The sequence below is a fragment of the Mucilaginibacter sp. 3215 genome (assembly GCF_050433785.1).
Classification (GTDB): Bacteria; Bacteroidota; Bacteroidia; order Sphingobacteriales; family Sphingobacteriaceae; genus Mucilaginibacter.
Window position 1 is genome coordinate 296,695 of sequence record NZ_JBNPWO010000001.1, and the last position, 14,762, is coordinate 311,456.

Consider the following 14,762-nt stretch of genomic DNA (forward strand, 5'->3'; position numbering starts at 1 on the left):
TTAAAAATTTAGTGGCCATTCAGTGTCATTCAGGCGAAACGGCAGTTTAGCCTGGGCAAATTGTTTGAGGGATTCGATCACGCGGGGCAGGCTGATCTCGTCACGGAAAACTTCGTAACTGTTGACCAGTTGCTGCAAGAGCGAGAGGAATTCGGTTTTGTTATCATTGCCTTCATAAGCGGTCACCAAAACTTGCGCTTCAGCCAGCAGATCATCGCTTGGGCCTTTGGGTAAAGTTTCTTCGCTTACATCATCAGGATGCGCGTTACTAAAAACCAATTCATCGGATTGGTATGCGCCGGTGTCGGAATCAGCCTGGATACTGCCCATGACCGTATTGGTTTGGTTAGCGACAGCTGGTACTGCTGAGGCCTTCGGTTTTTTGATCTTAAGGAACGCTGAAATTTCGGGTTGGAAATAGTGTAGGCCAACGTAGGCGTACCAAGCTGCACTGAGCAGCAGAACGGCAGCAATGTATTGCTGCCAGGATATGGAGTTAAGCATAGACATTTGATTTACCCGGCGGCCCCATGCCGTCGGTAGATCAAAGGTGGTGAGTGTAAAAAAACATATCACCCCACCTATGAACGGGTTGGGTGATTATTAAACAGGGATGAACTGTTAAAGCCCTAAATGGATCGCAATATTGTTTATTCGTTACCAGGCGGTAAACCTTTTTTAAATTTTTCCTTGATGAAACTCCATAAGCTGTTACGCAACCGGGTGAGGAATACGAACATCTCTTTTTGGCGTTTGGCTACATCGATGAGCTTATGGTAGGGCTCTTTGATCTCCATTTGGAAGATGAACTCCCAGATCAGTACCAGGTCTTTGATATCAATATTCCCATTATTTACTGCGCAGGAAGTTTGCAGGGAGTATAATAGTTCAGCGGCATCAGTCTGGCTGGCCGTCCATTGCGGGTGAGGAAAGGGGAAAACTTTCTTGCCGTTTAAAGCTACAAAATCTTCATTTCCTAGCCTCGCCAGTTCAAGGTTCAGATATTCCTGGAATTTTTCATGAGCAATGATCTTTGAAAGTTTATAGTCGTGGCTGGTGCTGTATTGTTCATCTTCTTCAAAATCTTCCAACTCCGCATGAACATCAAAACCGCCACGGGTATAATAAACTTCGTCCAACAGCGTGTTACCTGAACGGTAATAGCTGTAAAATGCCCGGTTATGGTCGAAGAAGGTCTTCAACTCGAACAGGTGCATCTTGATATAGTCTTGCTGTATATTCTCCCCGCCGGTTGGCCGTTGGGTCAGGAAGTTATAGACGTTGATATAGTAGATGTACTTGCTGTAAAATTGCGGCTTGATCTCTTTAAAGAAATTAACTTCTTCGGCAGTGTTCTCAAAAGCATAGCTGGAGATATAGTTCTTGAGTTTGGTCATGGCCTTCTTACAGACCTTAATGGATTGCTTATATTGCTCGGTAGGAGGTTGGCCGGATAAGGTGATTTCGGCTAATTGGTTTTCCATTGCGCTGTAGAAGCGGTCTGTAAATGTTTTCATGATAAGGTTGAGAAAAGAATAAAACATTAGCGGTACGCTTTCACGTCTTCGCTAGATAGATAAAAGTTAGTGATTTAGGCTGGAACGCCTGATTTGATTGTCGGCCTGTGGCAGTGCGGACAAGACATTGAACTGAGATCAAAGGTACTGGTATACCTGTAAGACAGAACAAGCAAGCCCGCACAGCGGCAGGCATTGCACTTGTTCCCGTCTTTTAAAATTACCAGTTTTATGATCTCGGGAGCGTAGTAACGCAATCAAATGTTATATGTAGCTTCGGTATCGCTGTTTTTCGTATCAAGTAAGGTTGAGCCAAATATAATCAATCAGTTGACGATCTTTATTAAGCCTTTCACTTTTTCGTTAAACAGCTTCATATCTTACTGAAGCTCTGACAAAACTATTTCTCCATTTTTCTCGTTGTTAATTTATAAATCAATATCAAAATATTACAGATCCTAAATTATCTGACAGCTTTAATTAAAATTTACGCTTCAGACGGATGGAAATTTCATTAGTGCTTCACTTTTTTTCAAGTGCCGGCCGCGGATCGAAAACAACTTTAAGCGATTTTATTTTCCCGCCATCCAAACGGTACCAACTGCAAGTAAACATCGTAACGTTGCCCATAGTAATATCTGAAAGTATGCAAACGTCATCACCGTCGGCAAATGCCTTTTTTATGTCATACTTCATTTTCATCTTTTCCATGTCTTTGAAATACGCTTCGGCGCTGTCTCGCTGACCAAGTACGCCATCAAACTTCATATCAGATTGCGCGTGCTTTTTTGCGGCTTCAAAGTTTTCTTCATTTATTGCGTTTAAAAAGTTTAGTACCACTTCTTTCGCGATGCTCGTTGTTGATTTTTTTAATTGAGTCATAGCAGATTATTGTTAATAGTTGAAAGAATTAGTGTTGCCTTTAATCCACTGTACAAAGGCTACCCAATAGTCGTTTATATGTTTCTGGGTGTCGTCATCATTGATATTTCCATTTGAAGTAAGTTTACGGCCAATACTACCTAAATAAAATTCCGGTTGCTGCAGGACAGGCATATTTACGTACATCAGCACCTGGCGTAAATGATTGACGGCGCCGAAAGCTCCTAATTGATATGGCGAACATCCAATGACACCGGCAGGCTTACCATCCCAGTTGTTCTTTCCTTCGGGACGTGAACCCCAATCAATCGCATTTTTGATAACAGGTGAGTATGATCTATTATACTCTGGAGTGGCAAACAGCACGGCATGCGCACCCTTAATAACTCGATGAAGCTCTGTGACTGTCTCAGGGAGTTCAGATTCTAGATCTTCATTAATTAAAGGAAGCCCTGATAAATCAATAATATCAAATTGAACCCCGTCTGGTGCGCTTTTTTTAAAAGCCTTTAGCAATTTCAGTGTAAAGGATTCCTTACGTAAACTGCCGCAAAGGCCGATGACATGGTATTTCATGACAATGATTTTAAATACAAAGCAAAATTAAGAAGCATTCAGCGTAGCTAATTGTATAAATCGGTCATCGGCATTTTTTGCGAGATGTCGAGGAGTGGTTTTTGAAAATTTATTTACTTCCCGAATGAAATGCGCCTGATCGTAGTAATTATTCGGCGGGAAAAGCTTACCGTTATGGAGTTGCTCAAAAGTTGCCCGAAATCGCAAAATGCTGCAATAAGTTTTTAGTGACAATCCAAAATATTCTTGAAAATAGCGGTTGATCTGTCGGCTACTCCAGTGAATACTTGCAGATAATTTGTTTATACTTACATCACCATTAGTTCGGTATATATTGTTGAATAGCTGGAGTTTTTTTTCGTTTATTGGATGATCAAGAAGACCGTACATAAAATCGGTAACGGCATTTACGAAAATCTCCAAGGAGGGTTTATTCAAACAATTATACCATGCCGAATCCTGGGGTAGATATTCATAGGTATCACGAAGGTGGCGAATCGTTTTTTTTAAAATGAACTCAGCGGCTGTGAGTTTAAGACTTATAGAGAAAGTAACTGAGCGCCCCTCCATAATGTATTCCTGCGGTCTGCTGGAAAGCCCAATTAACATCCCTTTGAACGGCTTTCCATTTGCAGAATTAAATAAAATGTCGAAGTAGCCATCTGGAAGTACTGTAACGATCTGATCTTCATCCGCAGTATTCTCCAATGTCCAAAAAGAGCTAACAAGGTCTGCGAGGAACCCTGTAGGTATCTGACGTTGATATTTTAATGCATTTTGATTTATCATATGCCATGGATTAATATTAAACAACAAATGCGGGGCTGTGTTTCATATGAACTTCATTCCTCAATGAGTTATTACCAATCATGCATCAAAAGAAATGTCCATTCGCTACTTTGCAGTTTCGAGATGGCTACAATCCATTAATACGTAAATATGCTTAAACATGAATAACCGTCTTGTTTTAAAACCGGGTCATTAAAAAGCATAGCGTCGCGCACCTCCATCTACTACAGAAACCGTCCCTGTTATATAGCCGGCACGTTGAGAAACCAAAAAGGCCGCCATATTAGCCATGTCTTCGGGCTCACCAAAATCGCCTAATGGAATTTCTTGAGCGGAATGTGTCTTTCGCTCTTCCGGAGTAAATATCCGCCTTGTATTTTCCGTGTCAATAAGACCAGGTTGCAAACAATTCACTCTAATGCCATGCTGTCCCAATTGTCCGGCAAGTTGTTTTGACCACATTACGATAGCTGCTTTAGCAATGGATGAAACATTGAGAAAGCGCAATTCATAAGTACTGGTTACATTTAAGATTGTTCCCTTTTTTCGCGCAATCATATCTGGTAATAAAGCTTGTGTCAATTGACGATGACGGTCGAAATCGAGCGTCATGGATTCAATCCATAGTTCTTCAGGGCCAATAACATCTACTGCCTGGCTCCGTCCTGCATTGTTAATCAGAATATCAACTTGTCCAAGCACTGATAACGCCGCTTCTGATATCTTCTGCGGGCCGTCCGGCTCGACCAAATTCTGAGCGAAAGTCGCCGGTACAATGCCCCCTAGAGCTTCAATTTCGTGTTGTAACGTTTGCAACAATTGCTCATTTCTGCCTACGGCAAAAACTTTCACGCCCTCCAGGGCTAATTCGCGGGCAATAGCTTTTCCTATACCCTGACTGGCTCCTGTTATTACTGCTGTCTTTCCTTTTAAATGTAAGTCCATTGTTATTTTGTTTATTGTGCTTTCAAATTTATGAGGCAACGTCTATTTTTATCCGTTGACAACTAATTGTGTGGTACATACAAAAATGTAAGTAATGGCAAAACGTAAATTGAATTCAACATTTACTCTTAATGAAAGCTTCCTAACGGAGTGTGACCTTACCTATGCGGTCAATAAGATCGGCGGTAGATGGAAGATATTGATCATTGATAAATTAAGCGACCGAAAATTGAGATTTAGCGAGTTAAGTAAAATATTCCCTTTAATCACCGAGCGAATGCTAACACTACAATTGCGTGCATTAGAAAGCGATGGATTGGTTAAACGGACGGTATATGCAGAAGTACCTCCGCGCGTAGAATATGAACTAACGCCTATGGCATTGGATTTTTTGCCAATATTCAAGCAGTTAAGCGCTTGGGGCAACAAACATAAAAATTTGACTAAATAGCATTAACTATTTCTAGTAGGACGGTAAAGATATGCATTCAGCCTACAGGCGGTAAGTGATAAATTCTTTATCTAACCTATACGCTTGTTTGAAAGCATTTTATTCAACGAGGAAGTTCACCAAGGAAGTAGCAATTTGCTCAACCCTTTCTTCAGGGGAATAATGGTCGAAACCTTCAAAGATTTCAGTCTGTGCATTTGGAAGCACTTCACCTAATGCCTCTACGGATTTCTGAAAAAAAATTTGGCTACCCGTGCCGCTCATTAAAAGCGTTTTTACACTCATACTTTTATAGGTATTGACATTGAAATCCAATGATTTAACGATTTTTAAATCGGGCGGTATCGTATATAGTAAATTGAGCATTTTGACCTGATTAGCCTTTTTTCGCTCCAAAAACTTAACGACATATCCTAATAGCATGTAAGCTACTTTCGGGAACTTACTAATATTGGGTGGAGGAAGAGCATTTAGAAATATGGCCATCGCTTTAACTTTTTCATTTCTTGACAACGCTTTTTCAAATTCGGGTAGCCAAGAAAAAGGGATAGAGTTGTTTATAGAAATCGGCGGTTCATAAACCGCCAGCCGTTGGATGTTGCATGGCATCGCGGCCTGCAAAGAAATAACGCCGCCAAAACTATGGCCAAAAATAAACTTGGCTTGAGTAGCCGCTACCAGTGCCGTAAGATCTTCGACCTCAGTTTTTATGCTGTGATTTGTAGTCCAGTCACCGCTTAGTCCGCGTCCGCGTCTGTCGATGGTATAGACCGTAAATTTTTGTGCAAGCTTCCCTGCTAGATTACGATAATTTTCAGAAATTCTTCCGCTACCGTGAACAATGATTAATCCTTCGCCGTTTCCAATTTGTCGGTAACCAATTCTAGTTCCATCTTTAGAATTTACGTATTTTTCTATTTCCATAAGGCTATTGGCAACTTTTACAGTTGAGCTGGTGTCGGTGTAAAAAGCAAAATCTCATATAAAAATTTATAGGATTTTTCATTTTTTTATGGCCCCTAAAAAGCTCACAGTGCAAAGGCATTTATCAGACTAATATCACAAAAAAATAACAATTACAGCATTACCTTCGGTCCGGGCTTTCTGCTGTATCTCCTCCGGAGGATGCCGCCGCCAATCCCTAACGCTGCGCTTGATATTCACTGTCGTTCAAAACAAGCCCTTTTATGGCGCAAAAGCGTCGCCATTCGTGCCATTAGTCTCAAATGCCTCTGCACTTGCGAGACACTTGAAGTGTTTTAGCTTTGATCGCTGTTCCCAAAAGAAGGAGAAAAACAAATCAAAATTCGGCACTGCTGCCGGAAGCTTGCTGATAGTCTGCAAAAAGACTACGGCATAAACGGCTGCCTCCCCAAGGGGTCCCCTCCAATTATTCCGTTTCCTTTTTGCTGTGTGACGTGCCTGGAAAATTCTGCTTTCTTTTTCTCCTTTTTCTTTTGGAAAAAGCTTTTACGGGATAGAGGCGAAAGAGAGAAATAAACAACAAAATTTTTAACTCTTTAATGCTTAACAAAATGAACACAGCAGAGAAAAATGCAAACAAAGTGCAAGGCGCAAATGCAAAATCAACTAACGCACCAAGAACCGAAAACCGCCCTAACATCACAGGTAAAGAAGCCAAACAGGATGAACCACCAAAAGATAAAAAGCCCGCCGAGGTTGCGCCAGTTGCGCAGACCCAAGCTCCCGAAACAAAGGGCGGTGATACCGCTACAGTGGATAACGAACCCGCTAACCCTGCACCCGAACTACAAGGGCAAGCAGTAGCGCAGGAAGCACCCGAAGGTGAGATAAAATACATCAAACCTGCCATGAATTTAGAGCAGACCTTAAAATCTGTAGGAAATCTGCACCGCCTGACCATCCAGCGTTTGGCCTTGATTGCCCGCATCAAAACCTTAGAGGATTTTGAAGTGAAACTGATCGAGGAAAACGACGAGTTAGAGGTCAACCCATATCAGGGTTGCAAACTAATTATCAAAGATGATAAAGGCCGTGAGTTTACCACTAACACACCGAACCTTATCCGCATGGTAACACAATTCATTTTTGATGCCTGCCATGAAAAATTGGGTGAAATTGAAGCAAACATCGTTTTCCCAACTAATTAAGCAATTATGCCCCTGCGTGAGCGGGGGCATTTTTTAAGGTTTCACTAAAAACAGGAATTAAGATGTACGAGCAATTTATAGAGTTCACCAACCAAATATTTTGGGAGGGGTACGCAGAAACTTTAGCCAAAGAAAATCCTGCACAGTTTCAGTTTGAATACAACGACTTTTTAAATAACTATCAAGATTAATGCAATGGAAGATACCGTGTACCTGCTGATTAAGGTAAAGATCAGGACAGGTTTAGTCAATATCCACGATGCTATCGAAGAACTGCAAACCAATACGGCCTATTTTATCGGCAGTACGGCGAATGTGGAAGTTACCGAAACGGAAATAATGGAATTAAAAACTAAAAAATAAACAACATGGCACACCAAATAAATTTTAACGAGAAAACAGGCAAGCACAGTTTTATGAGCGTAAAAGAAAAAGCCTGGCATAACTTAGGGCAGATCATTGACCATTACCCGACCAGTAGCGAAGCGATACGATTTGCAGGACTGGATTATATCGTAGAGAAACGCCCCCTGTTTACCCACGATACCAATAACCACCTATGGAACAATGATGAAGCGATACCCGACATAGAAGTCCCGAATTACTTCGCCACAGTCAGGGCAGACACGGAGCAGGTATTAGGTGTAGTTGGTAATGACTATGAAGTCGTGCAGAACCGGGACGCTTTTAGTTTTTTTGATGCCATCGTCGGCGGTGGTGACGGCATATTATATGAAACCTGTGGCGCATTGGGCAACGGGGAGCGCATTTTTATTACCGCTAAATTACCCGACTATATTCGGGTTGGTAATAACGACCTGATAGAAAAATACCTTTTCTTAACTACTTCGCATGATGGTTACGGCAGTATTACCGCAGCGTTTACACCTATCCGTATCGTTTGTAATAACACCCTCAACGCCGCTTTAGGGAACATGACTAACTCGGTTAAGATACGCCACACTCAAAGCGCGCAGGAGCGCTTAAAACAGGCGCACGAGGTCATGGGTATAACCAACACTATTAGCGACCAGTTAAACACCATTTTCAACCGTTGGGCAAAGGTGCGGATAACCGATAAAGAAGTGTTAAAGTTGATACAGCAAGCAATGGCACCGAGCAAAGAGGTTTTGCAGAAAATCATTGACGGCGAAAACATGGACGAGTTTTCCAGCCAGTTTTTAAACACCGTTGAAAAGGTTACCGAGTTTGCCTTTAGCCATCCCACCCAACAAATGGACACCACACGGGGAACGCTGTTTGGTGCGTACAACGCTGTCAGTGGTTTTATGCAAAATGTGAAATCTTACAAAGACGAAGAAACCAAATTAAAATCTATCCTATTTGGCAACGGCTTAGCCAAAACACAAACCGCCTTCCAACTTTGCAAAGAATTTGAACGCACGGGGGAAACACAACTGATTTTAAACTGATAAATGGGGCTCACGCCCCATTTTATTAAATCCTACAGTTATGAACATATAACTCATTATCCCGACCACCTGACCATTTACGCCATCATATTACTGCTTATTGGATTATTGCTACGTTACCTTATCGGCAGGCGCAGGTTTAACCGCCGTAATATTGCAGGCCTGCAACATTTCAGGAGTTACAGTCAGGCGTTGTTTATAACTACTTTCGAAAAGTTATTGAACCTATCGGTGCGTTATTAATAATAGGTGCTGTCGTTTTATATGTGATAACATAATAAGAATTAAGGTTTTTGAAAAATGCCCGGCGGGCCCGCGATGCCGGCCCCGATACGCCCCCTGTTTACATTGCTGATCGTTTTTAGCGGTGCAAACAGGGGGCGCTTTGTTCTCAAAAAAATGCTGTTAAAATTTTCTATTACATTACCTTTAGTTTATGAGAACTTACAAAGTAGAATTGCTTGTCAGCGGGCCAATTACAATTAACGGCCATTTAAGATTTAACGCAGAAAAAGAATTGGTAAGAGATAATATTTTTCAAAGCGATATTATTGTCCAGAAACATCCGGCAGGAGCCATATTCACAGTAACTGTTTTCACGATTGATCAAGATCGAGCCTATAAAGTTGCTTTATTATTCATTGGCAAAATGTTAGATATTTTAGCTGTTCGCATAAATGGCCCTCTAAATGTGTCTCTAAACGACCACAGATCCACAACAGATAAAAACGCTATTCGAGCAATAGTCGATGAAGGAGAGATTAGATTTTGTTTCGATCATTCCAGAAACTTAAATCTTCACGAGACAAAGTTGTTAAGGGCGCTGAATTGGTATCGCAAAGGACTATATACAGATGATGCTTTTGATAAATATATGGGATTTTGGAATGCTATAAGCGTAGTAGCATCAGGCTATCATCAACAAAATGACCGAACCCGTGCTGGTATAATTAATCAGATTTACGATTGTTTTAATATGCTATGGGGTAACGATCAAGTTAATTGGCCCGAAATTGACGGAACTGAGAGGTGGATAGACTCGCATAATAAACTGAGGGATCAAATTGCTCACGGGATTATCCCAGTTGATGTTGAGCATATCGAGCTGGTTTTGTCTCGACTAAATAAAGTACAAAAGGTTGCATATAATTTCATTACAGGCTGGGCACAAAATCGAATGAATATTAACCTTACGCAATAAAAAAATACTTCTAATAAGTTAAGAACAATTTTTCCGTATCTCTTTCCGTTGTCAACTTTTGACCAACTTTTTTAAATCGTAACAACATAGAAATTCTGTTATTAATATCAATTTCTCTTTCAAATATCCCTAGTGGTATTTTAAGGTTTTCTTGAATTACTCCTGAACGGCTATGACCATCTATGCTCATTGCAACATAAATACCCCTTTGTTTTGCGTTGGCAATACACTCAAGCAGTTCGCTAAAATCAAATCGTTGAGATCCGTACAAGATCGACTGGCTATTTTGATAAGGTGGATCGCAGTAAATTAAATCTCCAGCAGAGGCCCGATTAAAAGATTCTTTATAATCTTCACAGTTAAAAGTTACATTCTTTATACGATTATGCCATTCATTTACGCGTAAGGTAAATGATGCTACATTAATTGGCTCATGCCAACCCACAGGCGTAGACATATATCCGTCAAGCTTGCGAAACCGAATTACTCCTCCCCAACAAGCACGCGTGAGGAATAGAAAATCGGGGCCATTAGGCCTATTGTTGAAGTCAGCCTTTATAGACTCGTATTGTTCTTTTCTGTCACCAGATGAAAACTTATTGTATCGAGCCTCATACCAATTAATAACCTCTGTAGGATTTTCTTTTAACGTCTGCCATATTTCAATTAAAGGAGGATAGATATCTGAGGCATATCCAATGTCCGGTGCTAAAGTTGCAAGTATCGATCCGCTGCCGAGAAATGGTTCATGATATATCTTAAACTCATCAGGAAAGAATTGCACCATTTCCGATGCAAACTTATGTTTGCTGCCTACCCATTTCAAAAATTGAACTTTAGGCGGGGTAAAAGTAGACTTAGGAATTATTGCAGGTTCTGAGTTCAATGAATTTGTTTTGAGCCACAAATGTAACCATTTTAATTAATATCCTAATTTGGGATATGAAAATATTACCGCTACTTTCCTTGCGTGAAGAAAACCTTATACAGTCAAAAATATAAAACCTTAATCACCGAATTAACTCAGCTACGAATTGACGCTGGTCTAAGGCAGGAAGATTTGGCTAAAAGGTTAAGTGTACCACAATCTTTTATTAGTAAATATGAAAACGGTGAACGCAGATTAGATTTAATAGAGGTAATTGAAATTTGCAATTGCCTAAATTCATCCGTTCAAACTATAATAGATAAAATTAAAATAATTTCCGAATGACCCAATTTAACATAGAACTTTCTACCGGGAACAAATTTTGGACTCCGAAGGGTTTAGGAGCCATGGGGATGGATCCTCACCGCGCAATAGCTGAGCTTGTTGCAAACTCGTTAGATTGGCGGCGTAGAGCTGAAGATAATATTCACACCGTCATTGAAATAACTATAGGGACTAATCTATTGAGGATTCGAGATAATGGTGTTGGCATGACTTCAGATGAGTTGAAAAATGCTATCCAATTATCAGTATCAAACGATGATTTACGCAGAAATTTGAGAGTCAGGAAGGGAATGTTTGGTATGGGAATGAAAGTTGCCTGCCTCACTTTGGGATGGAAAATTGACTTTTTAAGCAAACCTTTAACAGATAACTCGATAGAAAATAAATTTTTATTGAATAGTCGGCTTTTGGACAATGATGAAAAGTTCAATGAATATCGCAACAAATTGCATGGAACTACAATTCCCGCTTTAAATACGTCACTCTTGGGAGGATTCGATAGTGGTACAGTAATAGAAATAACCGACCTGACTCATAAAAGCATTAACCCTATACACGTAAGGGACGCATTACAAGAAATTTTTCAACCAGAAATTGGCGTTGAAAACGTAACCATATCAGTTGTTGACGGTAATAATTCTAAGGTTTATCCTTGTCAAAAAATTGCCATTCCTGTTTTTGAAGAATCGAAAATTATTTTAGATGACTTGAATCTTTTTGTCAAGGATGAAGACAGCAACGAGTTACTTCCAATAAAAGGTTGGATAGCGTTAATGAAAACTACTGCATCGGGTTCTGGTGAATGGGGGTTACATTTATTTAAAAACAACCAAATCATTGAAAGATTTCATCAATTGCCTTCTCGTTTGGGTGGGTTAATGCCTAAAAACCCACACCCCGTTTACGGCCGTGTTTATGGCGAATTGCACCTGGATATGTGCAAGCCTGCTTTTCATAAAGTTGGATTTGACTATTCTACGCAAAACTGGCAACAAGTTCGCGAGCTTCTAAAAAAACATCTTGAGGTAGTCATGAACGCTTCGAAAGACTATAAGAAAAGTGATTACGAGAGGGCCGAACAATCAATAAGATCGATTCAACAACATCGACGCGCAGTAAAAAAGGCAATATCAATACTTAACGGTGAACCCGAGGAGGCGAATAATGATCCTGCACAACCGAATCAACCAAATATTTCGGTCAAAACCGATCCCAAACCGCCGTCCCAAAGTAACTTACAAAAACCTGAAGAAGAAAAACACGAACAAATACCAAATGGAGCTATACAACTGAGGGATGGTCAATGGTTTACGATTGTTGATCCAATATTTGACGAATTGTTAGAGGTCCAAAATAAAAAACCGTGGATTTATCATTATAAAAAAGAATCCCGAGAACTTGCTATAGTTATAAATACAGACTCACCAGTCTACCGTGACTTAGCGAGAAATAATTTAAATGAGAGGGAGGTTCAAATCGTAGTAAATTGGTCTATAGCAGATTGTATTCTATTTGTTTTGTATGACAAATTTGATTACAATTTGCATGACTCATCTAATTTTCGAGATCAACAATTATCCAAGCTTTTTACGACGGTCTGAACGTTAAATGAAAGATATCCTAAACCTTACTGACAATTCTATTCCTATATCGAAACGGTATGATGATTTTCTCATTTGGAGTAATCAAAATACGAGTATCGTACCGGATGTTATTGCCGAAAAATTAGAGGTGGATAGTAGCGTGGTAGATGTTTTTCATCAGTTAGGAGAACTTGAAGATGAGTTCAAAATTATAGATGAAAAGAAAATTGACATCGCAACGCTTTTTATTTTGGTTCGGTATGATAATCCAGAGGCAAGAGCAAAGGTTTACGATAATGCAGAAACGCTATTGGCTGATCCACAGCCTATGAAGGCTGTTCGAGAGTTTCTTGAAAATTTAGTTGTTCCAGATTATTCGACAATAATCAATCAAGTTTCTGCAAATGCCTGGGCAGAGGTTTCAAAAGCATTAAAAGCGAGAGACATTGTCGCCGGTACAATTACAAAACAATTTCGGTCTATGTTAATTACCGCAGCGGGACTTAAACGCCGGAACGAACCAATAACCCCGAAAATGTGTGATTGGATTTTACGCGCAATTAATGTAGATGTTCAACAAGAATTAAGAATTTTTAGCAGCGAAACATTAATAAACGATTTCACAACTGATTTTAATCATTTTGAGTCTCTTCGGGAACTCGCAGTTACAATCGCTACCAGTTAGACTAATGATATCAAATAAGTCAATATTCGCAAACCAGTGTTTCGATTTGCCTATAAAATCTGAAGAAGATTTTTCTCAGTCGTTAAAGAACATTTATAAAGAATTCTTGACCATAATAAATGGATTTACTGGAGATGTCCATAGCTCTTTGATTTCCAACAAGCCTATAATTGAAAAGCAGTGTATTAGTTTAATAAAAGTAGTAGACACATTTTTAAATGGCTTTCCAGGCCAAGCATATTTCATTTTGAAAGAATGCATGGATGAATTGAATAGTTTGTCATTATTGGAAATTCAACGCTCTCTAACAGCTACGGAAAAGGGAAATTTATATAGAGTGCGAGCAGATGTGAGATCTCAATTAAAACAAAAAGACGTGTTTCACATTCCATTTGATTTACGGGAGAAAGTAGCCACCCAAAGGTATAGCATACCTGGCCTTCCTTGTCTATATCTCGGCGATTCAATTTTTGTATGCTGGGAAGAAATGGATAGACCTGCATTAAGTAACTTACATGTTTCCAGATTCGATTTAAGTTTGTCCGACTTCAAACTTCTTGATTTGAACATTAATACAAATGATTTACGTAAACGTTGTTTTCCTGGGAACAAAGAAAAGTTTATACCGCATTTGGTGAAATTCATTACTTATTGGCCTCTTTTAGCTGCGTGTTCGTTCATTGTAAGAAAGCCGACAGAAGTATTTAAGCCTGAATATATTGTGCCTCAACTTTTGTTACAATGGATAGTTGACGCGGAAGGTGTAGATGGAATTAAATATAAATCCAATAGGGTTAAAGTAGGGCCCAACAATGTTGGCTCGTTTACCAATGTCGTCATCCCAGTTAAACAAATATCAAATAAAGGATTTTGTAAGATTTTATCCAAAAAGATAAAATTTACCAATCCAATCTCATGGTCATTATTAGAAGCTACCGATCCTAAACAAGATTTTTTAGAAGACAGTGGCGAAGATCTTAATTTGAACGCAATGAGGAGAGCGAGTTATATTGAAATTATTGAAGGAGAGAGGACTATTTATATAACTTCAAAGTTCGGTATTTTGGAAGAGAAACTTAAAACGATGACAAGTAAATTGCTTACCTAATTTATTGGTTTGCTGCTATAAGCCCCGTGTTTACATTGCTGATCGATTTTAGTGTTGTAAACTTTAATGGTAATAATTACGAGAATTTTACTCGTCTATTTTGAAAAAATATTTAGATTAAAATCGCTTATTATGCGTACTTTTGCGATACAAAACATTCCCGCGAACAAAAAGGTGAGCAATTTGGAATAGTACTTTTAACTTACTGATTTTAAGATATAAACAGAGTTGGGTGCGCGTCCTGCCA

18 protein-coding genes are annotated in these 14,762 nt (G+C 39.5%); 10 read left to right on the plus strand and 8 right to left on the minus strand.

Features of this window, described 5'->3' with window-relative positions; translation table 11 throughout:
- From ABIC84_RS01380 to ABIC84_RS01405, 6 genes are all read right to left on the minus strand, one after another.
- Positions 1-504, minus strand: a complete 504-nt coding sequence (locus ABIC84_RS01380; RefSeq protein WP_429262439.1) for a hypothetical protein — start codon at positions 502-504, stop codon at positions 1-3.
- Between the two features lie 146 nt (positions 505-650).
- Positions 651-1,517, minus strand: a complete 867-nt coding sequence (locus ABIC84_RS01385) for an RteC domain-containing protein (protein ID WP_429262440.1) — start codon at positions 1,515-1,517, stop codon at positions 651-653.
- A gap of 522 nt (positions 1,518-2,039) precedes the next feature.
- Entirely contained in the window at positions 2,040-2,399 is a 360-nt protein-coding gene (locus ABIC84_RS01390; RefSeq protein WP_429262441.1) for a nuclear transport factor 2 family protein, read from the minus strand.
- Positions 2,400-2,411: 12 nt separating this feature from the next.
- Complete coding sequence (locus tag ABIC84_RS01395; protein WP_429262442.1) at positions 2,412-2,975, minus strand: NADPH-dependent FMN reductase; 564 nt, start codon at positions 2,973-2,975, stop codon at positions 2,412-2,414.
- Positions 2,976-3,002: 27 nt separating this feature from the next.
- A complete protein-coding gene (locus ABIC84_RS01400) occupies positions 3,003-3,764 on the minus strand; it encodes a DUF6597 domain-containing transcriptional factor (protein ID WP_429262443.1) in 762 nt (253 codons plus the stop codon).
- Between the two features lie 192 nt (positions 3,765-3,956).
- Positions 3,957-4,709 carry an SDR family NAD(P)-dependent oxidoreductase gene (locus tag ABIC84_RS01405; RefSeq protein ID WP_429262444.1) on the minus strand — a complete coding sequence of 251 codons (753 nt, stop codon included), beginning with the start codon at positions 4,707-4,709 and terminating at the stop codon, positions 3,957-3,959.
- A 94-nt stretch (positions 4,710-4,803) separates the two neighbouring features.
- Between ABIC84_RS01405 and ABIC84_RS01410 the strand changes: the two genes are divergently transcribed.
- The gene (locus ABIC84_RS01410; protein ID WP_429262445.1) at positions 4,804-5,160 is read left to right on the plus strand and encodes a winged helix-turn-helix transcriptional regulator; all 357 of its coding nucleotides are present in this window, start codon (positions 4,804-4,806) and stop codon (positions 5,158-5,160) included.
- A 99-nt stretch (positions 5,161-5,259) separates the two neighbouring features.
- Here the strand turns inward: ABIC84_RS01410 and ABIC84_RS01415 are convergent, their stop codons facing one another.
- Positions 5,260-6,084, minus strand: a complete 825-nt coding sequence (locus ABIC84_RS01415) for an alpha/beta fold hydrolase (protein ID WP_429262446.1) — start codon at positions 6,082-6,084, stop codon at positions 5,260-5,262.
- Positions 6,085-6,683: 599 nt separating this feature from the next.
- Between ABIC84_RS01415 and ABIC84_RS01420 the strand changes: the two genes are divergently transcribed.
- From ABIC84_RS01420 to ABIC84_RS01440, 5 genes are all read left to right on the plus strand, one after another.
- Positions 6,684-7,292 carry a hypothetical protein gene (locus ABIC84_RS01420; RefSeq protein WP_429262447.1) on the plus strand — a complete coding sequence of 203 codons (609 nt, stop codon included), beginning with the start codon at positions 6,684-6,686 and terminating at the stop codon, positions 7,290-7,292.
- 195 nt (positions 7,293-7,487) lie between these two features.
- Complete coding sequence (locus ABIC84_RS01425) at positions 7,488-7,655, plus strand: hypothetical protein (RefSeq protein ID WP_429262448.1); 168 nt, start codon at positions 7,488-7,490, stop codon at positions 7,653-7,655.
- Positions 7,656-7,660: 5 nt separating this feature from the next.
- Positions 7,661-8,725: a DUF932 domain-containing protein gene (locus ABIC84_RS01430; RefSeq protein ID WP_429262449.1), complete on the plus strand. Its 1,065-nt coding sequence runs from the start codon at positions 7,661-7,663 to the stop codon at positions 8,723-8,725.
- Positions 8,726-8,728: 3 nt separating this feature from the next.
- On the plus strand, positions 8,729-8,968 hold the full coding sequence (locus tag ABIC84_RS01435; protein ID WP_429262450.1) for a hypothetical protein: 240 nt from the start codon (positions 8,729-8,731) through the stop codon (positions 8,966-8,968).
- A 193-nt stretch (positions 8,969-9,161) separates the two neighbouring features.
- Positions 9,162-9,926 carry a hypothetical protein gene (locus tag ABIC84_RS01440; RefSeq protein WP_429262451.1) on the plus strand — a complete coding sequence of 255 codons (765 nt, stop codon included), beginning with the start codon at positions 9,162-9,164 and terminating at the stop codon, positions 9,924-9,926.
- A 10-nt stretch (positions 9,927-9,936) separates the two neighbouring features.
- On the opposite strand, the gene ABIC84_RS01445 is transcribed toward ABIC84_RS01440, so the two are convergent.
- Positions 9,937-10,812, minus strand: a complete 876-nt coding sequence (locus ABIC84_RS01445) for a DNA adenine methylase (protein WP_429262452.1) — start codon at positions 10,810-10,812, stop codon at positions 9,937-9,939.
- 84 nt (positions 10,813-10,896) lie between these two features.
- Here ABIC84_RS01445 and ABIC84_RS01450 point away from each other — a divergent pair, with 84 nt between their 5' ends.
- From ABIC84_RS01450 to ABIC84_RS01465, 4 genes are read left to right on the plus strand one after another with little or no spacing between them, the layout of a single operon-like run.
- Positions 10,897-11,139 (plus strand): helix-turn-helix domain-containing protein, encoded by a 243-nt coding sequence (locus ABIC84_RS01450; RefSeq protein WP_429262453.1) that lies wholly within the window; start codon positions 10,897-10,899, stop codon positions 11,137-11,139.
- Complete coding sequence (locus tag ABIC84_RS01455; protein WP_429262454.1) at positions 11,136-12,740, plus strand: ATP-binding protein; 1,605 nt, start codon at positions 11,136-11,138, stop codon at positions 12,738-12,740. Before ABIC84_RS01450 ends, ABIC84_RS01455 begins: the two co-directional genes overlap by 4 nt.
- A gap of 7 nt (positions 12,741-12,747) precedes the next feature.
- Entirely contained in the window at positions 12,748-13,407 is a 660-nt protein-coding gene (locus ABIC84_RS01460) for a hypothetical protein (RefSeq protein ID WP_429262455.1), read from the plus strand.
- A 4-nt stretch (positions 13,408-13,411) separates the two neighbouring features.
- The gene (locus ABIC84_RS01465) at positions 13,412-14,515 is read left to right on the plus strand and encodes a hypothetical protein (RefSeq protein WP_429262456.1); all 1,104 of its coding nucleotides are present in this window, start codon (positions 13,412-13,414) and stop codon (positions 14,513-14,515) included.
- Positions 14,516-14,762 lie beyond the last annotated feature (247 nt).